Annotated in this window: 24 protein-coding genes, 4 tRNA genes and 3 other RNA genes; 16 read left to right on the top strand and 15 right to left on the bottom strand. The window is 54.9% G+C overall.

The window, feature by feature from the left end; genetic code table 11:
- Nucleotides 1-14 precede the first annotated feature (14 nt).
- Entirely contained in the window at nt 15-1430 is a 1416-nt protein-coding gene (gene gltX / locus N2K86_RS15635; RefSeq protein WP_260659215.1) for a glutamate--tRNA ligase, read from the bottom strand.
- Between the two features lie 258 nt (nt 1431-1688).
- Between gltX and N2K86_RS15640 the strand changes: the two genes are divergently transcribed.
- The 8 genes from N2K86_RS15640 (at nt 1689) to N2K86_RS15675 (ending at nt 3010) form a co-directional block, all read left to right on the top strand.
- Nucleotides 1689-1764, top strand: a tRNA-Val gene (locus tag N2K86_RS15640).
- A 42-nt stretch (nt 1765-1806) separates the two neighbouring features.
- Nucleotides 1807-1882 (top strand) — tRNA-Val (locus tag N2K86_RS15645).
- A 29-nt stretch (nt 1883-1911) separates the two neighbouring features.
- A tRNA-Val gene (locus tag N2K86_RS15650) sits at nt 1912-1987 on the top strand.
- Between the two features lie 4 nt (nt 1988-1991).
- Nucleotides 1992-2067 (top strand) — tRNA-Lys (locus tag N2K86_RS15655).
- 26 nt (nt 2068-2093) lie between these two features.
- Nucleotides 2094-2222: non-coding RNA, RtT sRNA (locus N2K86_RS15660), on the top strand.
- 26 nt (nt 2223-2248) lie between these two features.
- Nucleotides 2249-2377, top strand: a non-coding RNA gene (locus N2K86_RS15665) — RtT sRNA.
- Between the two features lie 26 nt (nt 2378-2403).
- A non-coding RNA gene (locus tag N2K86_RS15670) (RtT sRNA) lies at nt 2404-2532 on the top strand.
- Nucleotides 2533-2668: 136 nt separating this feature from the next.
- A complete protein-coding gene (locus N2K86_RS15675) occupies nt 2669-3010 on the top strand; it encodes a FlxA-like family protein (RefSeq protein ID WP_211447293.1) in 342 nt (113 codons plus the stop codon).
- Here the strand turns inward: N2K86_RS15675 and N2K86_RS15680 are convergent.
- Nucleotides 3001-3933, bottom strand: coding sequence for a LysR family transcriptional regulator (locus N2K86_RS15680; RefSeq protein ID WP_260659216.1), 933 nt, complete (start codon nt 3931-3933; stop codon nt 3001-3003). The genes N2K86_RS15675 and N2K86_RS15680 overlap by 10 nt on opposite strands.
- An 89-nt stretch (nt 3934-4022) precedes the next feature.
- Here N2K86_RS15680 and N2K86_RS15685 point away from each other — a divergent pair, with 89 nt between their 5' ends.
- Entirely contained in the window at nt 4023-5018 is a 996-nt protein-coding gene (locus N2K86_RS15685; protein WP_260659217.1) for a bile acid:sodium symporter family protein, read from the top strand.
- Here N2K86_RS15685 and N2K86_RS15690 read toward each other — a convergent pair.
- The 3 genes from N2K86_RS15690 to zipA all read right to left on the bottom strand — a co-directional run bounded on the left by N2K86_RS15690 (nt 5015) and on the right by zipA (nt 8300).
- Nucleotides 5015-5230 carry a DUF3820 family protein gene (locus N2K86_RS15690; RefSeq protein WP_003861328.1) on the bottom strand — a complete coding sequence of 72 codons (216 nt, stop codon included), beginning with the start codon at nt 5228-5230 and terminating at the stop codon, nt 5015-5017. The two genes, N2K86_RS15685 and N2K86_RS15690, sit on opposite strands and share 4 nt — an antisense overlap.
- Nucleotide 5231: 1 nt before the next feature.
- Nucleotides 5232-7247, bottom strand: a complete 2016-nt coding sequence (gene ligA, locus N2K86_RS15695; RefSeq protein ID WP_260659218.1) for an NAD-dependent DNA ligase LigA — start codon at nt 7245-7247, stop codon at nt 5232-5234.
- A gap of 69 nt (nt 7248-7316) precedes the next feature.
- Complete coding sequence (gene zipA / locus N2K86_RS15700; RefSeq protein WP_260659219.1) at nt 7317-8300, bottom strand: cell division protein ZipA; 984 nt, start codon at nt 8298-8300, stop codon at nt 7317-7319.
- A gap of 230 nt (nt 8301-8530) precedes the next feature.
- Here zipA and cysZ point away from each other — a divergent pair, with 230 nt between their 5' ends.
- The 5 genes from cysZ (at nt 8531) to crr (ending at nt 13324) form a co-directional block, all read left to right on the top strand.
- Nucleotides 8531-9292, top strand: coding sequence for a sulfate transporter CysZ (gene cysZ, locus N2K86_RS15705; RefSeq protein WP_260659220.1), 762 nt, complete (start codon nt 8531-8533; stop codon nt 9290-9292).
- 163 nt (nt 9293-9455) lie between these two features.
- Nucleotides 9456-10427 (top strand): cysteine synthase A, encoded by a 972-nt coding sequence (cysK, locus tag N2K86_RS15710; RefSeq protein ID WP_006176601.1) that lies wholly within the window; start codon nt 9456-9458, stop codon nt 10425-10427.
- Nucleotides 10428-10744: 317 nt separating this feature from the next.
- On the top strand, nt 10745-11002 hold the full coding sequence (ptsH, locus tag N2K86_RS15715; RefSeq protein WP_000487600.1) for a phosphocarrier protein Hpr: 258 nt from the start codon (nt 10745-10747) through the stop codon (nt 11000-11002).
- A 44-nt stretch (nt 11003-11046) separates the two neighbouring features.
- Entirely contained in the window at nt 11047-12774 is a 1728-nt protein-coding gene (ptsI, locus tag N2K86_RS15720; RefSeq protein ID WP_221550928.1) for a phosphoenolpyruvate-protein phosphotransferase PtsI, read from the top strand.
- A 40-nt stretch (nt 12775-12814) separates the two neighbouring features.
- Nucleotides 12815-13324 (top strand): PTS glucose transporter subunit IIA, encoded by a 510-nt coding sequence (gene crr / locus N2K86_RS15725; protein ID WP_003861316.1) that lies wholly within the window; start codon nt 12815-12817, stop codon nt 13322-13324.
- A gap of 44 nt (nt 13325-13368) precedes the next feature.
- Here crr and pdxK read toward each other — a convergent pair whose 3' ends face one another.
- The 10 genes from pdxK to N2K86_RS15775 all read right to left on the bottom strand — a co-directional run bounded on the left by pdxK (nt 13369) and on the right by N2K86_RS15775 (nt 21678).
- A complete protein-coding gene (pdxK, locus tag N2K86_RS15730; protein WP_260659221.1) occupies nt 13369-14205 on the bottom strand; it encodes a pyridoxine/pyridoxal/pyridoxamine kinase in 837 nt (278 codons plus the stop codon).
- Nucleotides 14206-14210: 5 nt separating this feature from the next.
- Nucleotides 14211-15122 (bottom strand): cysteine synthase CysM, encoded by a 912-nt coding sequence (gene cysM / locus N2K86_RS15735; protein ID WP_260659222.1) that lies wholly within the window; start codon nt 15120-15122, stop codon nt 14211-14213.
- Between the two features lie 95 nt (nt 15123-15217).
- Entirely contained in the window at nt 15218-16312 is a 1095-nt protein-coding gene (cysA, locus tag N2K86_RS15740) for a sulfate/thiosulfate ABC transporter ATP-binding protein CysA (RefSeq protein WP_260659223.1), read from the bottom strand.
- Nucleotides 16302-17177: a sulfate/thiosulfate ABC transporter permease CysW gene (gene cysW / locus N2K86_RS15745; RefSeq protein ID WP_260659224.1), complete on the bottom strand. Its 876-nt coding sequence runs from the start codon at nt 17175-17177 to the stop codon at nt 16302-16304. The genes cysA and cysW overlap by 11 nt, the downstream gene beginning before the upstream one ends.
- Nucleotides 17177-18010: a sulfate/thiosulfate ABC transporter permease CysT gene (gene cysT / locus N2K86_RS15750; RefSeq protein ID WP_260659225.1), complete on the bottom strand. Its 834-nt coding sequence runs from the start codon at nt 18008-18010 to the stop codon at nt 17177-17179. The genes cysW and cysT overlap by 1 nt, the downstream gene beginning before the upstream one ends.
- Nucleotides 18010-19023, bottom strand: a complete 1014-nt coding sequence (locus N2K86_RS15755; protein ID WP_260659226.1) for a sulfate ABC transporter substrate-binding protein — start codon at nt 19021-19023, stop codon at nt 18010-18012. The genes cysT and N2K86_RS15755 overlap by 1 nt, the downstream gene beginning before the upstream one ends.
- A 162-nt stretch (nt 19024-19185) precedes the next feature.
- Nucleotides 19186-20085: a Dyp-type peroxidase gene (locus tag N2K86_RS15760; protein WP_260659227.1), complete on the bottom strand. Its 900-nt coding sequence runs from the start codon at nt 20083-20085 to the stop codon at nt 19186-19188.
- Nucleotides 20086-20177: 92 nt separating this feature from the next.
- Entirely contained in the window at nt 20178-20753 is a 576-nt protein-coding gene (locus N2K86_RS15765) for an RpoE-regulated lipoprotein (protein WP_260659228.1), read from the bottom strand.
- A gap of 63 nt (nt 20754-20816) precedes the next feature.
- On the bottom strand, nt 20817-21266 hold the full coding sequence (locus N2K86_RS15770; RefSeq protein WP_045325900.1) for a DUF2919 domain-containing protein: 450 nt from the start codon (nt 21264-21266) through the stop codon (nt 20817-20819).
- A complete protein-coding gene (locus N2K86_RS15775; protein ID WP_003861292.1) occupies nt 21253-21678 on the bottom strand; it encodes a GNAT family acetyltransferase in 426 nt (141 codons plus the stop codon). The genes N2K86_RS15770 and N2K86_RS15775 overlap by 14 nt, the downstream gene beginning before the upstream one ends.
- Nucleotides 21679-21890: 212 nt before the next feature.
- On the opposite strand from N2K86_RS15775, the gene amiA reads away from it, so the two are divergent.
- The gene (gene amiA, locus N2K86_RS15780; protein WP_042718951.1) at nt 21891-22766 is read left to right on the top strand and encodes an N-acetylmuramoyl-L-alanine amidase AmiA; all 876 of its coding nucleotides are present in this window, start codon (nt 21891-21893) and stop codon (nt 22764-22766) included.
- Nucleotides 22766-23665, top strand: a complete 900-nt coding sequence (gene hemF / locus N2K86_RS15785) for an oxygen-dependent coproporphyrinogen oxidase (protein ID WP_260659229.1) — start codon at nt 22766-22768, stop codon at nt 23663-23665. The genes amiA and hemF overlap by 1 nt, the downstream gene beginning before the upstream one ends.
- The last annotated feature ends 1 nt before the right edge of the window (nt 23666 follow it).

The following is a 23666-nucleotide window of genomic DNA, read 5'->3' on the forward strand; positions in this document are numbered from 1 at the left end:
TCACTGGCAATTGATTACTGCTGGCTTTCACGCTCAGCAATAAAATCCAGTGCCTTATTGATACGCCCCACGCTACGAGACTTACCAATAGCATGAACGGTGACGTCCAGCGCTGGAGACTGACCCGCACCGGTCACGGCGACGCGCAGCGGCATACCCACTTTGCCCATACCGACTTCAAGCTCATCTGCGGTTGCCTGAATAGCGTGATGCACATTCTCCGCGGTCCATTCCGTGATAGCGGCGATTTTGTCACGCACCACTTCCAGCGGCTGGCGGGCAACCGGACGCAGGTGTTTCTTAGCCGCGTCGGCATCAAACTCATCGAATTCTTCGTAGAAGTAACGGCAGCTTTCGGCGATCTCTTTCAACGTTTTGCAACGTTCACCGAGCAGTTTCACCAGATCGGCCAGTTCAGGACCGGTACGGGTATCGATATTCGCCTGCTCAATGTGCCACTGCAGATATGTCGCGACATACTCTGGCTGCATGGTGTTGATGTAATGATGGTTCAGCCACAGCAGCTTATCGGTATTGAATGCACTCGCTGATTTGCTCACAGAGTTCAAAGAGAACAGTTCGATCATCTCTTCGCGGCTGAAGATCTCCTGGTCACCGTGAGCCCAGCCCAGACGCACCAGATAGTTCAGCAGCGCCTCCGGCAGATAACCGTCGTCGCGATACTGCATCACGCTCACGGCACCGTGACGTTTAGACAGTTTTTTACCGTCGTCACCGTTGATCATGGACACGTGTGCATACACCGGCACGGGCGCATTCAGCGCCTTCAGGATGTTGATTTGACGTGGTGTGTTGTTGATATGGTCTTCACCGCGCACAACGTGAGTGATTTCCATATCCCAGTCGTCTACCACAACGCAGAAGTTGTAGGTTGGGGAACCGTCGGTACGACGGATGATCAGATCGTCCAGCTCCTGGTTGCTGAATTCAATTGGGCCACGGATCTGGTCATCAAAGATAACAGAACCCTCTTGCGGGTTAGCAAAACGCACAACGCACGGCTCATCAGCCGCATGCTCGCTATGGTCGTGGCGGCAACGACCGTCATAACGCGGCTTGTCACCGTTCGCCATCTGCTCTTCACGCAGTGCATCCAGACGCTCTTTGGAGCAATAGCACTTATACGCCGTGCCCGCGACCAGCATTTCATCAATGACAGCGTTATAGCGGTCAAAACGTTTGGTCTGGAAATACGGGCCTTCGTCCCATTCCAGATTCAGCCAGTTCATACCATCCATGATGGCTTCGATTGCTTCCGGCGTGGAGCGCTCAAGATCGGTGTCTTCAATACGCAGCACGAACTCACCTTTGTTGTGGCGTGCAAAAAGCCAGGAATATAGAGCGGTACGTGCACCACCGACGTGCAGATAGCCTGTCGGGCTCGGCGCGAAGCGAGTTTTGATTTTCATGAAATGGCCTTACGTTATAAAGATGCCGGCAATCGGCAAATCTTGGGGAAAAAACAATGGGCAATATTCTATCACTGTGCGGCGATTCCTCAATGTTGTTCCCTGAATCGGGCTTGAGTTTACTGTTTTTGTTTAGAAATCATGCGCCATTGCCCGTTTCACGATCGTTTTGTCTAATTTTACGACGAACGAATAAAAACTTTAGAAAATGCGTTGACTCATTTTCAACTCTCCCTATAATGCGACTCCACACAGCGGGGGTGATTAGCTCAGTTGGTAGAGCATCTCCTTTACACGGAGGGGGTCGGCGGTTCGAGCCCGTCATCACCCACCATCTACTTTAAGTAGACTCGCAGTGTAGATAAGAATTGAGATTGGGCGATTAGCTCAGTTGGTAGAGCATCTCCTTTACACGGAGGGGGTCGGCGGTTCGAGCCCGTCATCGCCCACCATTCTCACCTTATCGCAGCAGTTCCGAAATGGGCGATTAGCTCAGTTGGTAGAGCATCTCCTTTACACGGAGGGGGTCGGCGGTTCGAGCCCGTCATCGCCCACCATTTCGGGTCGTTAGCTCAGTTGGTAGAGCAGTTGACTTTTAATCAATTGGTCGCAGGTTCGAATCCTGCACGACCCACCAATGTAAAAAAGCGCCCTAAAGGCGCTTTTTTGCTATCTGCGATCTGGATGATTCGAACCTGCAGCAGGTTCGAGCCGAACGCAGTGAGGCACCGGAGCCGTTTACGGCGACGGCCCGAAGGGCGAGCGAAGCGAGTCATCCTGCACGACCCACCAATGTAAAAAAGCGCCCTAAAGGCGCTTTTTTGCTATCTGCGATCTGGATGATTCGAACCTGCAGCAGGTTCGAGCCGAACGCAGTGAGGCACCGGAGCCGTTTACGGCGACGGCCCGAAGGGCGAGCGAAGCGAGTCATCCTGCACGACCCACCAATGTAAAAAAGCGCCCTAAAGGCGCTTTTTTGCTATCTGCGATCTGGATGATTCGAACCTGCAGCAGGTTCGAGCCGAACGCAGTGAGGCACCGGAGCCGTTTACGGCGACGGCCCGAAGGGCGAGCGAAGCGAGTCATCCTGCACGACCCACCAATGTAAAAAAGCGCCCTAAAGGCGCTTTTTTGCTATCTGCGATTTAATCAATTCGAACCTGCCAGATATGGCAGTTTTGCTCAAGCTAATCCTTTCCTTGCCGATACCTCTGTTTTATGGCGAAAAGGATCTCATTATGACAACCCTCAATGCAGTTTCTCTGTCGGCGATGGAAATCGGCAGTGCTGATAATAGTTCTGGTGGTAATGACATTGCCTCCCAGATCAATCGGCTGATGAAACAGATAACAAAAGCCACTCAGCAACTCAAAGAAGTGGCACTGAGTGATGCAACAACAGAAGAAAAACAAAAGCAGCAGGAGTTACTCGAATCTCAGTTGACTATGCTGCAGGCACAGCTGGCGCAATTGCAGCGTCAGCAGGCAGAAGAAGAGATGCCAAAACAGGAAAGCAGTCAGTCAGTGGCGGAAGGCGTCAACAACCCTTCCGCTGAGCACAAGATTGATATCTATATCTGATCGTTAAACAGGGGATCGCGCGTGCGGGCTTCCATCAAGCGCTGAGCCTGCTCGCGCACCACGTCCCAGCAGGCGTGAGCCGCCCCTGAAAGAGAACGGTTTTTGCGTCGAACCAGCATCAGCTGGCGTTGAACGCAGGGCGTAAAACGCCTGACCGTTAAGCGACTCCCCTGCGGCAACGGCAGCGCAAGCGCCGGTAGTACGCTTATCCCAATCCCGGCTTCGACCATGGGGAACAGCGTGGCCGGGTGCCCTATCTCCTGCACAATGGTTGCCTTCACACCTTGTGCGACAAGCGCGGCATCAATCAACGGGCGGCTTCCTGAAGCATAATCCTGTAGCACCAGATTTGCCCCTTGCAGCGCCTGCCATGTCACGTGCGGCAGCGATGCCAGCGCGTCGTCATCGCGACAAAGCAACAAAAAGGGTTCTGAGAGCACCGCTTCACATTCCAGGTCGCTTACCGCACCAGGGTCAATAACAATGCCGAAATCCACATCCCCCTGACGGATGCTCTCCAGCACCCACTGCTGCGGCCTGTCATGCAAAACAAAATCAATATCCGGATAGCGATGATTACTTTCGGCAATACACTGAGGAATAAGATGCGCGGAGATGGTCTGGCTCGCCGCCACCCTCACCGTGCCGGAAAGCTGTTGTCCGAGTCGCCCCACATCCCTGAGCGTGCTGTTCAACTCGTCCAGCAGCCTCTCCAGACGCATCGCCAGCTGCTGCCCCGCTTCGGTAAGCACCACCTCACGCGTCGTTCGGTCAAGCAGCTTCACTCCCGTCTGCGTTTCCAGCTCCTTAACGCTATGACTGACGGCCGACTGGCTCAGGCCAATCATCTCCCCCGCCCGGCTAAAACTGCGAGCCTGCGCCACGGTGACAAAAACACGAAGCTGACGTAATGAATAATTCATCTGTTTAATTCATGAATGGATGCAATAAATCAATTTTATTTCTCAAACGGAAGAAAGCACAATAGCGACATCTGCTTTCAGGAGTGATTATGAAACTTTTTCGTATCCTTGATCCGTTCACGCTTACCCTGGTGGTTACCGTTTTACTGGCCTCGTTTTTCCCCGCTCGCGGCGGTTTCGTTCCATTCTTTGAAGGGCTGACCACGGCGGCCATCGCCCTGTTGTTCTTTATGCATGGTGCCAAACTCTCCCGCGAGGCCATCATTGCAGGCGGCGGGCACTGGCGCCTGCATCTGTGGGTGATGTGCAGCACCTTTATCCTCTTCCCTGTACTGGGCGTGCTGTTTGCCTGGTGGGCACCGGTGAATGTCGATCCAGCCCTGTATACCGGATTCCTGTATCTGTGCATTCTCCCCGCTACCGTGCAGTCTGCCATCGCCTTTACCTCGCTGGCAGGCGGCAACGTGGCGGCGGCAGTTTGTTCAGCATCCGCCTCCAGCCTGTTAGGGATTTTCGTCTCGCCGCTGCTGGTAGGCCTGCTGATGAACATGCACGGTGCAGAGGGCAACCTGGAGCAGGTGGGCAAAATTTGTCTGCAATTGCTGCTGCCGTTTGTACTTGGACATCTTTCCCGACCGTGGACCGGCGCGTTTGTGGCGAAGCATAAAAAATGGATTTCAAAAACCGACCAGACGTCGATTCTGCTGGTGGTTTACTCCGCCTTCAGTGAAGCGGTGGTAAACGGCATCTGGCATAAGGTTGGTGCAGGTTCACTGCTGTTTATCGTGGTCGTCAGCATTATTCTGCTGGCGATAGTGATTGCGGTAAATGTGTTTGTGGCACGCAAATGCGGCTTCAACAAAGCGGATGAAATCACAATTGTCTTCTGCGGCTCGAAAAAGAGCCTGGCGAACGGCATTCCGATGGCGAACATTCTGTTCCCGACCTCGGTGATTGGGATGATGGTGCTGCCGCTGATGATTTTCCACCAAATCCAGCTGATGGTTTGTGCGGTGCTGGCGCGTCGTTACAAACGCCAGACCGAAAAGCTGGCGCAGGAAGAGACCCGCGCCGCGAAGGCTTAAGGACGCTTAAGGGGCTGAACCAGCTGGGTCAGCCCCTCGGTTTTAATCAGTAACGTGATAGCCATCAGCTCGCCCAGCCGCCCGGCCGGGAATTCATCCTTACGGGCAAACCACAGCAGATACTCTTCCGGCAAATCGATCAGCCTGCGGCCCTTGTATTTACCGAACGGCATCTCCGTATTGGCGATCTCAACGAGCTGTTCTTTCTCCACGTCACTCTCCTAACAGGCGCATCATTTCGGCTTCGTCGATAACGTCAATGCCAAGCTCCTGGGCTTTCGCCAGCTTCGAACCGGCCGCTTCTCCGGCGATCACCAGGTCGGTTTTCTTCGATACGCTGCCTGCCACTTTGGCCCCCAGCGCCACCAGACGCGCTTTAGCGTCGTCCCGGGAAAGCTGGCTCAGGCTGCCGGTCAGCACCACGGTTTTACCGGCAAACGGACTGTCGATCTCTTCGGCGTTGACCACCACCGGCGCGGGCCATCTGATGCCCTCTTCCAACAGCTTGCCGATGACCTCGCGGTTGCTCTCTTCAGCAAAGAAGTTAAAGACGTGCGTGGCGACTACAATGCCGACATCCGGTACTTTTTGCAGCTCGTCGATGCTTGCCTTTTCCAGCGCCTCCAGCGTGCCGAAGTACGCCGCCAGGCCCGCAGCCGTCGCTTCACCGACTTCACGAATGCCCAGCGCGTAAAGGAAACGGGCAAAGGTGGTCTCTTTCGCCGCCTCCAGCGCGTTAACGACATTCTGCGCTGACTTCGGCCCCATGCGATCCAGGCCGGTCAGTTTACCTGCCGTCAGCCTGAAGAGATCCGCTGGCGTGTGGACATACTCTTTCTCAACCAGCTGATCGATAATTTTATCGCCCATGCCGTCGACATCCATTGCACGACGGGAGACGAAGTGCTTGAGCGACTCTTTACGCTGCGCGCCGCAGATCAGGCCCCCCGTACAGCGAGCCACCGCTTCACCTTCGACACGCTCAACGTCAGAGCCACACACCGGGCAATGCTCCGGGAAGACAATCTCGCGCGTATCGTCAGGACGTTCTGACTCAACGACGTTCACCACCTGGGGGATCACATCCCCGGCGCGGCGTATCACCACTTTGTCACCGATGCGTAACCCCAGACGCGCGATTTCGTCGGCGTTATGCAGCGTGGCGTTACTCACCAGCACACCAGCAACATGTACCGGCTCCAGGCGCGCAACGGGAGTAATTGCCCCCGTACGGCCGACCTGGAACTCTACGTCGCGAACGAAGGTCATCTGCTCCTGAGCAGGAAACTTAAACGCCACCGCCCAGCGCGGCGCGCGCGCCACAAAGCCCAGCTGTTCCTGTAGCGCCAGTGAATTGACCTTGATGACAACACCATCAATATCAAAGCCGAGCGTTGGGCGATCCTCTTCCACTTTGTGGTAGAACGCCAGGACCTCCTCCGGAGAGTCGCAGAGCTGAACGCGGTTGCTTACCGGCAAGCCCCACTCTTTAAACTGCAGCAGACGTCCGAGGTGCGTATCCGGCAGTTCACCGCCTTCCAGGATACCCACGCCGTAGCAGAAGAAAGTAAGCGGTCGCTTCGCGGTGATGCGCGGGTCAAGCTGGCGCAGGGAGCCAGCCGCTGCATTACGAGGGTTAGCAAACACCTTCCCGCCAGTGCGGCGTGCCTCTTCGTTTATTTTCTCGAAGCCCGCCTGGGGCAGGAACACTTCGCCACGAACCTCAAGACGCGCTGGAATGTTCTCACCGCGCAATTTCAGTGGGATGGCACGGATGGTTCGCACGTTGGTGGTAATGTCTTCGCCCGTCGTACCGTCACCACGCGTCGCGGCACGCACCATCACGCCGTTTTCATAAAGAATGCTAACCGCCAGTCCGTCCAGCTTCAGCTCGCAGCACCAGCTCAGGCTATCACTACTCTTCAGACGATCCTGCACGCGCTTGTTAAACGCGAGGAAACTCTCTTCATCAAAGACGTTATCCAGAGACAGCATCGGGACTTCGTGGCGAACCTGGCTGAAAGCACCCAGCGGTTCCGCCCCGACGCGCTGCGTCGGGGAGTCCGGCGTAATCAGTTCTGGATGCTGCGCCTCCAGTTCGCGCAACTCGCGCATCAGGCGGTCGTACTCCGCATCCGGTACTTCTGGCGCGTCCATAACATGATAGAGGTATTCATGATGGCGAAGCGTGGTTCGCAGTTCAGTGAGTTGTTGTTCGATTGAGTCCATATCGCACCATCAATGAGAAAAAACCCCCGACAGGCGGGGGTTGAGGAGGAGTTGAAGTAAACGCGACGATTACGCGTTGGCTTCCTTAACTTCGCGGATGCGGTCCTGATACTCGCGCAATTTCTGCGGGGTCATCATTCGACGCTGATCGTCGAGCACCACACCACCCACTTCGTCGGCAATGTGCTGAGCGGACTGCAGCATCAGCTTGAAGTTTTGCAGCTCGTCACCGTAGGACGGAACCTGCATAAAGATAGTCACACCCGGCGTCACGAAATCACCGGTCATTTCCGGGTCAAAGGTACCCGGGTTGACCATATTTGCCAGACTGAACAGCGCCGGGCCGCTCCCGTCAGGGCTCAGGTGACGATGGAATATATTCATGTCGCCAAATTTGAAACCTGCCTGCTCAATGCTGTTGAGCAGCACGTCACCATTAAGGTGGCTGCCGTGATGGGCTCCAACGTTCATGATGATTACCGCTTCTTTACGCTGCGGTTTTTCGACAACCGGTTCCGGCTCTACAACGGGCTCTGGCTCAACGTGTGCCACGGGAGCAGGCTGAGGCGCAGGCTGCACCTGGACAGGCTGCTGTTGCGGTTGCTGAATCGGCTGCACTGGCTGCTGTACAGGTTGTTGCACAGGCTGTTGAGGCGCAGGTTGCGGCGCAGCAGGCTGCTGATGAACCGGCTGTTGCGGCGGCTGACGCACCGGTTCTTCCACAGGCTGCGGCGCTGGCTGGCGCGGCTGTGCAGAAGCATACGGCGGTTGATACTGGTGCTGCGAAGGACGAGGCGCTTCTTGCTCCCCATGACCAGCGCCGGGCGCAGTATTGACCCGATGAACACGAACTTCACCCACGCCGTCGTCGTCAACTCCGTCGATGTCGTCTTCAACGTCATCGTCATCACGACTGGACTTCATGCGCTTCAGTGGGCGATCGCGAAACATAGAAGAACGCTCTTTACGGCTGGTCCAGAAACCATGTACCAGTAAAGCGATTATGGCGATCGCGCCAACAATGATTAATATCAGACGCAAATCCTGCATCATTATATTCTCTGTTGTTCTAACACCTTGCCACCACGGCAAACATTTACTCACTAAGAGTATTTGCCGTTTAACTCAAGTGCAAGTGTATGCAGAGCATTCACAGCATAAAGATGCGCTAAAACGTGCTTTTTGCTGTTTTTTCGAACATTTCCGAACTGGTCATTGCTCCGTAACTGGATAATATAGGCGGGCAATTCCACTGGTTGTGTAAAAAGGAGTACAGCCTGGTTATGGTTTCAACATCTTCTTCATCCCCGCGCAGCGGTGTCTGGTATTTTTCTCAGGGCTGGAAACTGGTTTCTCTACCGGGTATTCGCCGTTTCGTCATACTCCCCCTGCTCATCAACATTGTGCTGATGGGCGGCGCGTTCTGGTGGCTGTTCACGAAGCTCGAGAGCTGGATCCCGTCGCTGATGAGCTACGTGCCGGACTGGCTGCAGTGGCTTAACTACCTTCTCTGGCCGGTGGCGGTGATCTCCGTGCTGCTGGTGTTTGGCTATTTTTTCTCGACGATTGCGAACTGGATAGCCGCACCGTTTAACGGCCTGCTGGCAGAACAACTCGAAGCACGGCTCACCGGCGCAACGCCGCCGGACACGGGCGTACTGGGGATCATGAAAGATCTCCCGCGCATCATGAAACGCGAATGGCAGAAGTTTGCCTGGTACCTTCCCCGCGCGATTGTGTTGCTTATTTTGTATTTCGTGCCCGGTATCGGCCAGACGGTAGCACCCGTGCTGTGGTTCCTGTTCAGCGCCTGGATGCTGGCCATTCAGTACTGCGACTACCCGTTCGATAACCATAAGGTGCCGTTTAAAGAAATGCGCATCGCCCTGCGTACGCGAAAAGTGACCAATATGCAGTTTGGCGCGCTGACCAGCCTGTTCACCATGATCCCGTTCCTGAATCTGTTCATCATGCCCGTCGCCGTTTGCGGCGCGACGGCGATGTGGGTGGACTGCTACCGTGCTAAGCACGCGTTATGGAAATAATGCAAAAATGTGTAAAGCAGGGGTGGCTTATGCCTCCCCTTATTCCATACTGATCCCCATTATTTCCTTGCAGTATATAGATATGCGAATTCCTTACTTCCCCCTACCTGTTCAACAGGTATGCTGGGTCGGTATCCCAATTTCATACAGTTAAGGACAGGCCATGAGTAAGATTTATGAAGACAACTCGCTGACTATCGGTCACACGCCCCTGGTTCGACTGAACCGTATCGGTAATGGACGCATTCTGGCGAAGGTCGAATCACGTAACCCAAGCTTCAGCGTAAAATGCCGCATCGGTGCAAACATGATTTGGGATGCGGAAAAACGGGGTGTGCTGAAACCAGGCGTTGAGCTGGTTGAGCCGACCAGTGGCAACACCGGTATCGCTCTGGCCTATGTCGCTGCGGCGCGTGGCTACAAGCTGACGCTCACCATGCCTGAAACCATGAGTATTGAACGTCGCAAGCTGCTGAAAGCGCTGGGTGCAAACCTGGTTCTGACCGAAGGCGCGAAAGGCATGAAAGGTGCCATTCAGAAGGCCGAAGAGATTGTGGCCAGCGATCCAGCAAAATATCTGCTGCTGCAGCAGTTTAGCAACCCGGCTAACCCGGAAATCCATGAGAAAACTACCGGTCCGGAAATCTGGGAAGATACGGACGGTCAGGTTGACGTGTTTATCTCCGGCGTAGGTACCGGCGGAACGCTAACCGGCGTATCCCGGTATATTAAAGGCACGAAAGGTAAAAAAGACCTGATTACCGTTGCCGTTGAACCCACCGACTCACCGGTTATCGCTCAGGCGCTGGCGGGCGAAGAACTCAAGCCTGGCCCGCATAAAATTCAGGGCATCGGCGCGGGCTTCATTCCGGGTAACCTGGATTTAAAGCTGATCGATAAAGTCGTTGCCATCACTAACGAAGAAGCGATCTCAACCGCACGTCGTCTGATGGATGAAGAAGGCATTCTGGCGGGTATCTCCTCCGGTGCTGCCGTTGCGGCCGCACTCAAACTTCAGGAAGATGAGACCTTTACCAACAAGAATATTGTGGTTATCCTTCCTTCTTCGGGTGAGCGTTACTTGAGCACCGCACTGTTTGCCGATCTCTTCACTGAGAAAGAACTGCAACAGTGATGCCAGCATGTTAAAAACGCGTAAAAAAGCACCTTTTTAGGTGCTTTTTTGTGGCCTGCTTCAAAGTTTTACCCCTCCTGGCATTGCTTCACCCCGTTGTGTCTGGTATTTAAACCAGCAATTATTTTGATGCGTGAAATTAATCAGTGAACGAAATAGCCTTGCTGAATCGATTTTATGATTTGGTTCAAGTCTTGCTTTCGCTGCATAATGTTTAATGACGATTGAAACGTCAGCGCTAACAATACAGGCTAAAGTTAAGCCGCCAGGCTAGACTTTAGTTCCACAACACTAAACCTATAAGTTGGGGAAATACAATGTTCCAGCAAGAAGTTACCATTACCGCTCCGAACGGTCTGCACACCCGCCCTGCTGCTCAGTTTGTTAAAGAAGCGAAAGGCTTCACTTCTGAAATCACTGTAACTTCCAACGGCAAAAGCGCTAGCGCAAAAAGCCTGTTCAAACTGCAGACTCTGGGCCTGACTCAGGGCACCGTGGTCACCATCTCTGCGGAAGGTGAAGACGAGCAGAAAGCAGTTGAGCATCTGGTTAAACTGATGGCTGAGCTCGAGTAAGTTTACGGGTTCTTTTCAATATCAGTCACAAGTAAGGTAGGGTTATGATTTCAGGCATTTTAGCATCCCCGGGTATCGCTTTCGGCAAAGCATTGCTGCTGAAAGAAGACGAAATCGTCATTGACCGGAAAAAAATTTCTGCCGACAAGGTTGATCAGGAAGTTGAACGTTTTCTGAGCGGTCGTGCCAAGGCATCTGCGCAACTGGAAGCGATCAAAACTAAAGCTGGCGAAACTTTCGGTGAAGAAAAAGAAGCCATCTTCGAAGGGCACATCATGCTGCTCGAAGATGAGGAGCTGGAGCAGGAAATCATAGCCCTGATTAAAGATAAAGGCATGACGGCCGACGCGGCTGCGCATGAAGTTATCGAAGGTCAGGCAACTGCCCTGGAAGAACTGGATGATGAATACCTGAAAGAGCGTGCGGCTGACGTACGTGACATCGGTAAGCGCCTGCTGCGCAACATCCTGGGTCTGGCCATTATCGATCTGAGCGCGATTCAGGACGAAGTGATCCTGGTTGCCGCCGACCTGACCCCGTCAGAAACCGCACAGCTGAACCTGAAAAAGGTGCTGGGTTTCATCACTGATGCAGGTGGCCGTACCTCCCACACCTCTATCATGGCGCGTTCTCTGGAACTGCCTGCCATCGTGGGTACCGGTAGCGTCACTGCTCAGGTGAAAAACGACGATTATCTGATTCTGGATGCCGTAAACAATCAGGTTTACGTCAACCCAACTAACGAAGAGATCGAGCAGCTGCGCGCCGTTCAGGAGCAGGTTGCAACCGAGAAAGCGGAACTCGCTAAACTGAAAGATCTGCCAGCCATTACGCTGGACGGCCATCAGGTAGAAGTGTGCGCGAACATCGGTACCGTACGCGACGTTGAAGGCGCTGAGCGCAACGGTGCGGAAGGTGTGGGTCTGTATCGTACTGAATTCCTGTTCATGGACCGTGACGCGCTGCCAACTGAAGAAGAACAGTTCGCTGCGTACAAAGCCGTGGCTGAAGCCTGTGGCTCTCAGGCGGTTATCGTCCGTACCATGGACATCGGTGGCGACAAAGAGCTGCCGTACATGAACTTCCCGAAAGAAGAGAACCCGTTCCTGGGCTGGCGTGCAGTGCGTATCGCCATGGATCGCAAAGAGATCCTGCGTGACCAGGTTCGCGCTATCCTGCGTGCATCCGCTTTCGGTAAACTGCGCATCATGTTCCCGATGATCATCTCTGTTGAAGAAGTGCGTGCACTGAAGAAAGAGATCGAAATCTACAAACAGGAACTGCGTGACGAAGGTAAAGCGTTTGACGAGTCAATCGAAGTGGGTGTGATGGTTGAAACACCTGCAGCCGCAACAATTGCGCGTCATTTAGCCAAAGAAGTTGATTTCTTTAGTATCGGTACCAATGATTTAACGCAGTACACCCTGGCAGTTGACCGTGGTAATGATATGATTTCACATCTCTACCAGCCAATGTCACCGTCCGTACTGACGCTTATTAAGCAAGTCATTGATGCTTCTCATGCAGAAGGTAAATGGACTGGCATGTGTGGTGAGCTTGCAGGCGACGAACGTGCTACACTTCTGTTGCTGGGTATGGGTCTGGACGAATTCTCTATGAGCGCCATTTCCATCCCGCGCATTAAGAAGATTATCCGTAACACGAACTTCGAAGATGCGAAGGTGTTAGCAGAGCAGGCTCTTGCTCAACCGACAACGGACGAGTTAATGACGCTGGTTAACAAGTTCATTGAAGAAAAAACAATCTGCTAATCCACGAGATGCGGCCCAATTTACTGCTTAGGAGAAGATCATGGGTTTGTTCGATAAACTGAAATCTCTGGTTTCTGATGATAAGAAAGACTCCGGAACTATTGAGATTGTTGCTCCGCTCTCCGGCGAGATCGTCAACATCGAAGACGTGCCGGATGTAGTGTTTGCTGAGAAAATCGTTGGTGATGGCATTGCTATCAAACCAACTGGCAACAAAATGGTTGCTCCAGTTGACGGCACCATCGGTAAAATTTTTGAAACCAACCATGCGTTCTCTATCGAATCTGATAGCGGTATCGAACTGTTCGTTCACTTCGGTATCGACACCGTTGAACTGAAAGGCGAAGGCTTCAAACGTATCGCGGAAGAAGGCCAGCGTGTGAAAGTTGGCGACCCGGTGATTGAATTCGATCTGCCACTGCTGGAAGAAAAAGCGAAGTCTACTCTGACTCCGGTTGTTATCTCCAACATGGACGAAATCAAAGAACTGATCAAACTGTCCGGCAGCGTTACCGTGGGCGAAACCCCGGTTATCCGCATCAAGAAGTAATTCTTGCCGCACAAAGAAATGGCGCCTTCGGGCGCCATTTTTGTTTATGCGGGGAGAATAAGTTCGTCGTAACCTTTCGACTGGGTATAAACCATCACGTCCGTCACCCGGTCACCTGCTTTGCGAATCGCCTCAGCAATGGTTTTGCCTTCGACAATTCCGCTGACCAGTTCCGAACAGAACAGATCGCCCGTCCCTTTCAGATCGGTTTCGACACGAGGGTGCGCGCTCACGGTCACGCTTTCTTTACTCACCAGCACCACGTGGATATTCTCCGGGTCATCGGCCACCGGCGCACTGGTGATCGCAACCCATTTCAACGTATCTGAGAGCAACCCCTGCGCGGCGACAATCGCGCTTTCAGGAGTCCGGCACGGTTTGCCGCTTAACACTTCCAGCTCAAAGACGTTCGGCGTAATCCCCTGCGCCAGCGGCAGCAGGTGCTCCCGATACGCTTCAGGGATATCCGGTTTCACGTACATCCCGCTGTCGATATCGCCGATAACCGGGTCGACCAGCACCAGCAGATCGGGATGCTGCACTTTGATGGTCTTGAGCCACTGGGCCAGCAGTTTTATCTGGCTGGCACTGCCCATATAGCCGGTGGTGACCGCCTTAAGCTCGCGCAGGATCTCGCGCTCGTTCAGGGCCTTAAGATAGCCGCTAAACCACTCGTCGGGGATCACCCCACCGTAGAAGGTATCATAGTGCGGCGTGTTGCTGAACAGCACCGTCGGTACGGCAGTCACGTTCAGACGATGCGTGCGAATATTTGGTACAGCGATACTGTTGCCCACGCTACCGTAAACCACCTGCGACTGCACCGCGACAATATCGGTTTGCTGCGCCCGGGTATTATCCCGGAATAGAATCATCTCCATGACGCTTAAATCCCCGCCCCCTGCGAATAACTCTCTTCACCAAAGACGCCCGTAGAAAGGTAACGATCGCCGCGATCGCAAATAATTGCCACCACTACGGCCCCCGGGTTTGCCTTTGCCACCCGAATCGCCCCCGCTACCGCGCCGCCCGAGCTGACGCCGCAAAAGATGCCTTCGCGCACGGCCAGCTCACGCATGGTATTTTCCGCCTCGCGCTGGTGAAGATCCAGCACCTGGTCCACAAGCTGTGCATTAAAGATGCCCGGCATGTATTCCGCAGGCCAGCGGCGAATCCCCGGAATGCTGCTCCCCTCTTCCGGCTGCAAGCCAACAATGGTGACGGCTTTCTGCTGCTCGCGTAGAAAACGCGATACGCCGGTAATGGTGCCGGTGGTACCCATGCTGGAGACAAAGTGGGTGATGCGTCCGTCCGTTTGCTGCCAGATTTCCGGGCCGGTAGTGGTGTAGTGCGCGTACGGGTTGTCCGGATTGTTGAACTGATCGAGCAGTTTACCTTCACCGCGCTCGGCCATTTCTAACGCTAAGTCGCGTGCGCCTTCCATTCCCTGCTCTTTGGTCACCAGAATCAGCTCGGCTCCGTAGGCACGCATCGCGGCGCGGCGCTCCTGACTCATGTTGTCCGGCATCAGCAGCTTCATGCGGTAGCCTTTCAGCGCGGCGATCATCGCCAGCGCGATACCGGTGTTGCCGCTTGTGGCCTCAATCAGCACGTCGCCCGGCTTGATTTCACCGCGTTTTTCAGCCTGAACAATCATCGACAGTGCGGCACGGTCTTTCACCGAACCCGCCGGGTTATTGCCTTCGAGTTTGACCCAGATTTCGCTGCCGTTGTCTGGTCCCATGCGCTGAAGCTTGACCAGAGGCGTGTTGCCGATGGTGTTTTCGAGTGTATTCACGTTTTTTACTCAATAAAAAAAGCCGGGTGGCGCTTCGCTTACCCGGCCTACAAGACACAGTGATAACTGTAGCAAAACTACGTAATCCTAACCTATCAGGCCGACTCCGCCAGAGCAATATCCTCGCGCGTCTCGATACGCTCATTGCCATGATAAATACGGGCATGCTGCAGGCCCACAAACAGGCGCTCACCCCGGTGCGGCGGCTCTTCGTCACGCAACACCACGGTCAGCGGCTCGGTATACCAGCCCAGCGGCTGTACCACCAATTGGGTGTAGTGACCTTTAGGGCTAGCTTCCAGCACCTGTACCGGCAGCGGTGAATCCAGGCTAGTGCGACGGCTGACGTCCACTTCCCATGGACGCAGGAACAGATCGACAGGCCCCTGATGCGCGGAGGTATAGCCCAGCGGCCAGCGGTGCGCACCCACGTGGAACTGACCGCCGCGAATGGTGCCCTGCAGACGGTTCACCTCGCCCATAAACTCCAGTACAAAACGGGTCGCCGGTTCACGCCAGAGCTGCTCCGGCTCGTCAACCTGCTCAATATTGCCCTGGCTCATGACCACGACACGGTCCGCGACTTCCATCGCTTCTTCCTGATCGTGGGTCACGAAAACGCTGGTAAACTTCAGCTCCTCATGCAGCTGACGCAGCCAGCGACGCAGCTCTTTACGCACCTGCGCATCCAGCGCGCCAAAGGGTTCATCCAGCAGCAGAATTTGTGGCTCAACGGCTAAGGCGCGCGCGAGCGCGACACGCTGCTTCTGCCCGCCGGAAAGCTGGGCCGGGAAACGGTCTGCCAGATGCGCAAGCTGCACCATCTCAAGCAGTTTGGTCACTTTGGCTTTGATGGCTGCCGCATTTGGACGCTCGCGACGCGGCAGCACCGTCAGACCAAACGCGATGTTGTCGAACACCGTCATATGGCGGAACAGCGCGTAATGCTGGAACACAAAGCCTACCTTACGGTCGCGGGCATGCAGACGGCTCACATCGGTACCGTGAAAGCGGATATGTCCGCTGGTCTGATGCTCAAGCCCGGCGATAATACGCAGCAGCGTGGTTTTACCGGAACCAGACGGCCCCAGCAGCGCGACCATTTGTCCGGAAGGGATATCCAGCGAGATATCATTCAGCACCTGCGTGCGACCAAAAGACTTCTTAATATTGGCAATCTCAATGCTCATGATTTCCCTCCTGATGCTGACGTTTTTCCTGATTCTCTAAACGCCACTGCACCACACTCTTCAAAAACAGGGTCAAAATCGCCATCAGCGTCAGCAACGCTGCGGCAGTAAAGGAACCGACGGTGTTGTAGTCCTGTTCCAGTAATTCAATCTGTAACGGCAGCGACAGGGTTTCGCCGCGGATCGAGCCGGACACCACCGACACCGCACCAAATTCGCCAATCGCGCGGGCGTTGGTCAGCACCACGCCATAGAGCAGTGCCCAGCGGATGTTCGGCAGCGTGACGCGACGGAACATCTGCCAGCCGGAGGCGCCCAGCAGCACCGCCGCTTCGTCTTCATGGCTGCCCTGGCTTAGCATCACCGGCACCAGCTCGCGCACCACAAACGGACAGGTGACAAAGATAGTCACCAGCACCATGCCCGGCCAGGCGAACATAATCTGCAGGTTATGCTCATCCAGCCAACCACCAAGCGGACCGTTCGAGCCGTAAAAGAGCAGGTAAACCAGACCGGCAACAACAGGCGACACGGCAAACGGAATATCCAACAGGGTCAGCAGCATCTGACGTCCAGGGAAGTTGAAGCGCGTCACCAGCCAGGCCAGCAGCGTACCGAACACCAGGTTGACCGGCACGGTGATCAGCGCAATCAGCACGGTCAGCCAGATGGCGTGCAGCATATCCGGGTCCGCCAGATTTTCCAGAGCGGGCATAATCCCTTTACTGAATGCCTGGACAAAGATATAGACCGTTGGCACAACGAGAATAAGTGCGGATACCAGCACGCCCGTCCCAATCAGAAACCATTTTGCCCAGTTGATGCGGGGCGCATCGTAACGCTTCAATTGAGTAACTTCCGCCATCAGTGACCTACCACACGTCGACCAAAGCGACTTTGCAGAGTGTTAATCGAGTACAGCAGCAGCAGCGACGCGGCGAGGATCACCGAAGCAATCGCGCTCGCAGCCGGATAATCAAACTCCTGCAAACGCACAAAAATCATCAGCGAGGTCACTTCCGTTTTCCACGCGATGTTCCCGGCGATGAAGATCACCGCACCAAACTCGCCGAGGCTTCGGGTAAACGACAGCGCCACGCCCGCCAGCAGCGCCGGAGAAAGCTCTGGCAGCACAACCTTGCGGAAACTCTGCCAGCGCGTCGCACCCAGCGTTTCAGCCGCTTCTTCGTATTCCGGGCCTAAATCCTCCAGCACCGGCTGTACGGTACGCACCACAAACGGAATGCTGGTGAAGGCCATCGCCACCGCGATACCGAGCCAGGTATAGGTGACTTTGATATCAAACTTTGCCAGCCACTCGCCGTAAAAACCGTTAACCGAGAACAGCGACGCCAGCGTTAAGCCCGCAACCGCCGTCGGAAGTGCAAACGGCAGATCCATCAACGCATCAAGCAGCGTGCGACCCGGGAAACGGTAGCGAGTTAAGATCCACGCCATCAGCAGGCCGAACACGCCGTTAAAAATCGATGCCACAAACGCCGACAGCAGCGTGACCTTATAGGCCGCCACTACCTGCGGGTTGGTGATCACGTCCCAGTACTGGGCCCAGCTCATATCAGAGAGCTGCACCACCAGCGCGCTGAGCGGCAACAGCAGGATCAGGCAGACGAACAGCAGGCTGGTCCCAAGGCTTAAGGTAAAGCCCGGCAGCACGCGTTTTGTCGAGACTGCAAACATTATTTACGTCCCGCCGCCAGCAGTTTGTCTAACTCACCGCCGCTGACAAAATGCGTTTTCATCACGTCAGGCCATGAGCCGAAATGGTCTTCCACGCGGAACAAATCGGTCTGCGGGAATTTATCTTTCAGCTTGTTCATCACGTCCGGGTTGTTCACGCGGTAGTAGTAATCGGTAATGATGGTCTGCGCCTGCGGGCTGTACAGGTAGTTGAGATAGGCTTTTGCCGCTTTCTCGGTACCGTTTGCCTGCACGTTTTTATCCACCCAGGCCACCGGGAACTCGGCCAGGATGTTGGTTTTCGGGATAACCACTTCGAATCCCTGCGCTTCGTATTGTTTACGGATATTGTTTACTTCAGATTCGAAGCTGATCAGAACATCGCCAAGACCGCGCTCAGCGAAGGTTGTGGTCGCGCCGCGGCCGCCGGTATCAAACACTTCGACGTTTTTAAGGAATTGGGTCATGAACTGTTCGGTCTTCGCTTTATCGTTACCGTCAGCTTTATCCGCCGCGCCCCACGCCGCCAGATAGGTATAGCGGGCGTTACCGGAGGTTTTTGGGTTCGGGAAAATCAGTTTTACGTCGGAACGCACTAGGTCGTTCCAGTCGTGGATGTTCTTCGGGTTGCCCTTACGCACCAGGAAGCCCATGGTGGAATAGAACGGCGAGCTGTTGTTAGGCAGACGGCTCTGCCAGTCCGCCGGGAGCAGCTTGCCTTTGTCGTGCAGGATCTGCACGTCAGTCACCTGGTTATAGGTCACCACATCCGCTTTCAGACCCTGCAAAATCGCCAGCGCCTGCTTGGACGACCCTGCGTGGGACTGCTTGATGGTCAGCTTGTCGCCGTTATTGTCTTTCGCCCACTGCTGTTCGAACGGTGGATTAAGGGCGGCAAACAGCTCGCGGGAGACGTCATACGAACTATTCAACAGTTCAGTCGCCTGCGCCTGCGCCACCAGCAGTAAACCTGCCAGTGCCAGCGATCCTTTTTTTAGTACAGTAATGGCCATTGCGCACCCTTATAAATGTGATGACTATCTTATAGTCATAATATTTATAACGAGGTCGAAAGGAGTAACGGTTTTATATACCGTTTGGTGATTTAGAAGCAGAAAAGGGAATAAGGCATTAATCCCCTCTCCCCTTTGGGGAGAGGGTCAGGGTGAGGGGCATTACAGCGCCAGCAGACGCTCAACGGACGGGGCGAAGTAGTAGCCGCCGGTCACCGGTTTCGTGAAGCGCAGCATGGCGTCGCGCTTGCCGTCGGTATCACCAAACATGCTCAGTAACTGCTGTTCAATGTTATACAGGCGCGCACAGTAGGCGCAGAAGTAAAGGCCGTGCGTGCCGCTGGCCGTACCGTACGGCAGGCTCTGGCGGACAATCTTCAGCCCTTTTCCGTCTTCTTTGAGGTCAACGCGGGTCAGGTGAGAAGTAACGGGACGGTCATCGCCGTCGATCTCTTCGTTGGCTTCTTTGGTTCGGCCAATCATCATCTCCTGGTCGTGCACGCTCATGCGGTTAAGCTGCTTGAGGTTGTGCTCCCAGCGCTGCACGAACACGTAGCTGCCACCCGCGTCCACGCCGTCTTTGATCACCGCGACGTCGCGACGAATTTCCTCACCCGCCGGGTTTTCGGTGCCGTCAACGAAGCCGCTCAGATCGCGCTCTTCCACCCAGCGGAAGCCGTGAACCTCTTCCTGCACCTCGATGCTGTCGCCAAAGGCCTCAACGGCAGCCTGGGCTACGGAGAAGTTCACGTCATGACGCAGAGAAAGAATGTGGATCAGCACGTCGTACTGCGTGGCGGGTGCGAGGCCTTTGCCGTAAGGGATAAAGTCTTTTAACTCTTCCGCCCCTTCACCACCGCTCAGCTGACGCCAGACGTTATTGCCAAAGGCAACAACGGCGCCAAGGTGGGCTTCCGGGAATTTAGCCTGGAAGGTCGCCAGTTTATCAACGAACACTTTACTGGCCGCACGCAGGGCATCCACGTCCCCTTTAACGTTGGCTTCAATCCAAATCGCCGCGCGGCAATGTTCTGGCAAAATGCCACTCTGAACCTGAGACATCGCTCCTCCTGAAATAAAGATGCCACGTCAGTGTGGCATTGATGGCGGCTATTATACCCGGATTTCAGCAAGACGGTTTGTTCAGGCGCAAATTACTGCTTCCAGAGTATTTTGCTCACTTTCCAGTTTTTCAGCGTGTCGTCAGATGGCATTAACCCCTCCGGGCCGCTCCACTCACCGGTGAACAGGTAGCTGATGTGCTGGCTGCCTTCAGCCTTACATTCCACCGCAACCTTGTCGTCAGACGGCACGCTGGTGCAGTTGCCGAACGCCTGTTTATACAGTTCGTTAAACGGCGTACCCACTTTCACACCGGTTGCGGTTGGAATGTCTTCATCCATCACCGCAATACGGTTTACCGTGCCTTTATCGCCGTTAATCACCAGCGCCAGCGTGTCGCCCTTCATCGCTTCGAAGTAACGCACGATATTGCCATTTTCAGTTTTCATGCCGCTGCGCAGGCGATAATCGCTGCTCAGGGCATCCTGAATCGCATCCTGATCCAGCGCCGTTGACGCGGTAATTTTTCCTACGCCCTGCTCGGTCACTTCGGTTGAAGAACCAAACCAGTTCCACGGATAGGCTGCAGACCAGTTAATAGAGGAGAGCGTCGAACAGCCGGTTAACGCCAGCGGCAGAGCGCATAAAAGTAAACGCAGCGATTTCATTAAAACGTCCTTTCTGAGTAAATCAACGCTTGTTGGAGTGCGACTTCGACAAAAAGTGCCGAATTAATCATCCTGATGCCTAAAACAGGCGCGAAGGCGTGGATTGGTCAGCAGCCACAGCAGCGCCACGATATCGGCTACGACCAGCGCAATACCGATACCCGTGAGCGGCTCACCGTACCACCAGAGTACCGGCTGCCAGAAGAGCAGCGCAATCTGGGCAAGGATCAGCAGCCAGCGAAGCGCCCCCCAAAAGCGTGGGATCAGATGCCGCCGTCCGCTGACCAAAAACGCCAGCACGGCCGGAATGCCCGGCAGTAATCCAATCCAGAATGCATCGTGATCGGGATAGAAGAGATTCAGCAGCGTGTCGCCCTGCCCGCGCGACGCTCCGGCCATTACAAACAGCACCCAGGTGCGGGCCTGTAGCAGCAGAACGCACCAGAACAGAAAAGGCAGCCTGACGCGGCCCTGCGCGTCATAGTCTGCCGGATGGATCTCAGTACTCTTCATCTTCGATCAAACGCTTGCCCAGGGTCAGTACGTCAGCGTGCTCGTAGCCCAGACGCTCATACATGCCCAGCACCACGTCGTTATCTTCTCGCACCATAATCTGAATTTTCGGACAGCCGCGGGCGATGAGTTTCTTTTCCAGGCGATTGAGCAGCGCATTGGCAATGCCGCGCGCCCGGTATTCCGGATGCACGCCCAGATAATAGGCCGAGCCCCGGTGGCCGTCGTAACCGCCCATCACCGTACCGACAACCTCACCGTTCACTTCTGCGACCAGAAACAAACTGACGTCGTGATTCACCTTACGTTCGATGTCCATTTCCGGGTCGTTCCACGGACGCAGCAGATCGCAGCGCTCCCAAAGGGTAATCACCTCTTCGAAATCTTCCTGGCGAAAAACGCGTATCTCCATGGTATTAACCGCCTTTTTGGGTTTTAAAACAGTGATTATGGCGTGAACCCTGCGTTTAGCCAATAACCGGGGAAAATCTCGCCAAAATTTGGCATAATGTCACTTTGTCACGTATTGAAATGAAAAGTAAAACAATTATCAATAAGGACTGTCGTAACGGTAATCACGATACGATATAACACCAGGATCGCAATTTTTACTATTCAGGCCGCATGAGCACATTCAAACCATTAAAAGCACTCACATCGCGTCGTCAGGTTCTCAAAGCGGGGCTGGCGGCCTTAACGTTAACGGGCATCGCTAAGCAGGCTCAGGCAAAAGACGAGAGCACGCTTAAAACCAGCAACGGACACAGTAAACCGAAAGCCAAAAAGCCGGGCGCGAAGCGTCTGGTGATGCTCGATCCGGGCCACGGCGGCATCGATACCGGCGCCATCGGCAAAAACGGGTCGAAAGAAAAACACGTCGTGCTGGCGATTGCAAAAAATGTACGATCGATTTTACGCAGCAACGGCATTGACGCCCGCCTGACGCGCTCCGGCGACACCTTCATTCCGCTGTACGACCGCGTGGAGATCGCCCACCAGCACGGCGCGGATCTGTTTATGTCGATCCACGCCGACGGCTTTACCAATCCTTCTGCAGCAGGCGCATCGGTGTTTGCGCTTTCCAACCGCGGTGCCAGTAGCGCCATGGCAAAATACCTCTCCGACCGCGAAAACCGCGCGGATGAAGTCGCCGGAAAGAAAGCCACCGATAAAGACCATCTGTTGCAGCAGGTGCTGTTCGACCTCGTGCAAACGGACACCATCAAAAACAGCCTGACGCTCGGCTCGCATATTCTGAAGAAGATTAAGCCGGTGCACCGTCTGCACAGTAAAGGTACCGAACAGGCTGCGTTTGTGGTGCTGAAATCGCCGTCGATTCCCTCGGTGCTGGTTGAAACCTCCTTTATTACCAACCCGGAAGAAGAGCGACTGCTTGGCACCACGGCGTTTCGCCAGAAGATCGCCAACGCCATCGCTTCCGGCATTATCAGCTACTTCAACTGGTTCGATAACCAGAAAGCGCACTCCAGGAAACGTTGATGAAACCCGATGCAAAGCTGGTCAAAACTTTCCTGCTGCAGCTGCAGGATGATATTTGCCGGAAACTGGCCGCCGCAGACGGCGGTGAATTTCAGGAAGATAGCTGGCAGCGCGACGCGGGCGGCGGCGGGCGCAGCCGGGTGCTGCGTAACGGCGGCATCTTCGAACAGGCGGGCGTGAATTTTTCCCACGTTCACGGCGACGCCATGCCCGCGTCTGCGACGGCGCATCGCCCTGAGCTGGCGGGCCGCAGCTTCGAGGCGATGGGCGTCTCGCTGGTGGTGCATCCGCACAACCCGTTTGTGCCGACCAGCCACGCCAACGTGCGCTTTTTCATTGCGGAAAAACCGGGCACCGACCCGGTCTGGTGGTTCGGCGGCGGTTTCGATTTAACGCCCTATTACGGCTTCGAAGAGGATGCCGTGCACTGGCACACTACCGCGCGCGATCTCTGTCTGCCGTTTGGCGAAGACGTCTACCCGAAATTTAAAAAGTGGTGCGACGACTACTTTTATCTGAAGCACCGCGACGAGCAGCGCGGCATCGGCGGACTGTTCTTTGACGATCTCAACACGCCTGATTTTGATACCGCGTTCAGCTTTATGCGCGCGGTAGGCGAAGGCTATACCGACGCCTGGCTGCCGATTGTCGAACGCCGCAAAGACACCGACTACGGCGTGCGCGAGCGTGAGTTCCAGCTTTACCGTCGCGGGCGCTACGTGGAGTTCAACCTGGTGTGGGATCGCGGGACGCTGTTCGGCCTGCAGACCGGAGGTCGCACGGAGTCGATTCTGATGTCGATGCCACCGCTGGTGCGCTGGGAATACAGCTACGAGCCAAAAGAAGGCAGCCCGGAGGCTGCCTTGCGTGAGTTTATTCGGGTTCGGGACTGGGTGTAAC

Source organism: Enterobacter mori (assembly GCF_025244905.1).
Lineage (GTDB): Bacteria > Pseudomonadota > Gammaproteobacteria > Enterobacterales > Enterobacteriaceae > Enterobacter > Enterobacter mori_A.

Coding starts and splice junctions, on each gene's coding strand:
- cysZ (WP_260659220.1), top strand. CDS start 8,531: ATGGTTTCAACATCTTCTTCATCCCCGCGCAGCGGTGTCTGGTATTTT.
- ptsH (WP_000487600.1), top strand. CDS start 10,745: ATGTTCCAGCAAGAAGTTACCATTACCGCTCCGAACGGTCTGCACACC.
- N2K86_RS15675 (WP_211447293.1), top strand. CDS start 2,669: ATGACAACCCTCAATGCAGTTTCTCTGTCGGCGATGGAAATCGGCAGT.
- N2K86_RS15765 (WP_260659228.1), bottom strand. CDS start 20,753: ATGAAATCGCTGCGTTTACTTTTATGCGCTCTGCCGCTGGCGTTAACC.
- amiA (WP_042718951.1), top strand. CDS start 21,891: ATGAGCACATTCAAACCATTAAAAGCACTCACATCGCGTCGTCAGGTT.
- N2K86_RS15775 (WP_003861292.1), bottom strand. CDS start 21,678: ATGGAGATACGCGTTTTTCGCCAGGAAGATTTCGAAGAGGTGATTACC.
- N2K86_RS15760 (WP_260659227.1), bottom strand. CDS start 20,085: ATGTCTCAGGTTCAGAGTGGCATTTTGCCAGAACATTGCCGCGCGGCG.
- N2K86_RS15685 (WP_260659217.1), top strand. CDS start 4,023: ATGAAACTTTTTCGTATCCTTGATCCGTTCACGCTTACCCTGGTGGTT.
- gltX (WP_260659215.1), bottom strand. CDS start 1,430: ATGAAAATCAAAACTCGCTTCGCGCCGAGCCCGACAGGCTATCTGCAC.
- pdxK (WP_260659221.1), bottom strand. CDS start 14,205: ATGGAGATGATTCTATTCCGGGATAATACCCGGGCGCAGCAAACCGAT.
- N2K86_RS15755 (WP_260659226.1), bottom strand. CDS start 19,023: ATGGCCATTACTGTACTAAAAAAAGGATCGCTGGCACTGGCAGGTTTA.
- N2K86_RS15770 (WP_045325900.1), bottom strand. CDS start 21,266: ATGAAGAGTACTGAGATCCATCCGGCAGACTATGACGCGCAGGGCCGC.
- cysT (WP_260659225.1), bottom strand. CDS start 18,010: ATGTTTGCAGTCTCGACAAAACGCGTGCTGCCGGGCTTTACCTTAAGC.
- cysK (WP_006176601.1), top strand. CDS start 9,456: ATGAGTAAGATTTATGAAGACAACTCGCTGACTATCGGTCACACGCCC.
- cysA (WP_260659223.1), bottom strand. CDS start 16,312: ATGAGCATTGAGATTGCCAATATTAAGAAGTCTTTTGGTCGCACGCAG.
- hemF (WP_260659229.1), top strand. CDS start 22,766: ATGAAACCCGATGCAAAGCTGGTCAAAACTTTCCTGCTGCAGCTGCAG.
- N2K86_RS15680 (WP_260659216.1), bottom strand. CDS start 3,933: ATGAATTATTCATTACGTCAGCTTCGTGTTTTTGTCACCGTGGCGCAG.
- cysW (WP_260659224.1), bottom strand. CDS start 17,177: ATGGCGGAAGTTACTCAATTGAAGCGTTACGATGCGCCCCGCATCAAC.
- zipA (WP_260659219.1), bottom strand. CDS start 8,300: ATGATGCAGGATTTGCGTCTGATATTAATCATTGTTGGCGCGATCGCC.
- ptsI (WP_221550928.1), top strand. CDS start 11,047: ATGATTTCAGGCATTTTAGCATCCCCGGGTATCGCTTTCGGCAAAGCA.
- ligA (WP_260659218.1), bottom strand. CDS start 7,247: ATGGACTCAATCGAACAACAACTCACTGAACTGCGAACCACGCTTCGC.
- crr (WP_003861316.1), top strand. CDS start 12,815: ATGGGTTTGTTCGATAAACTGAAATCTCTGGTTTCTGATGATAAGAAA.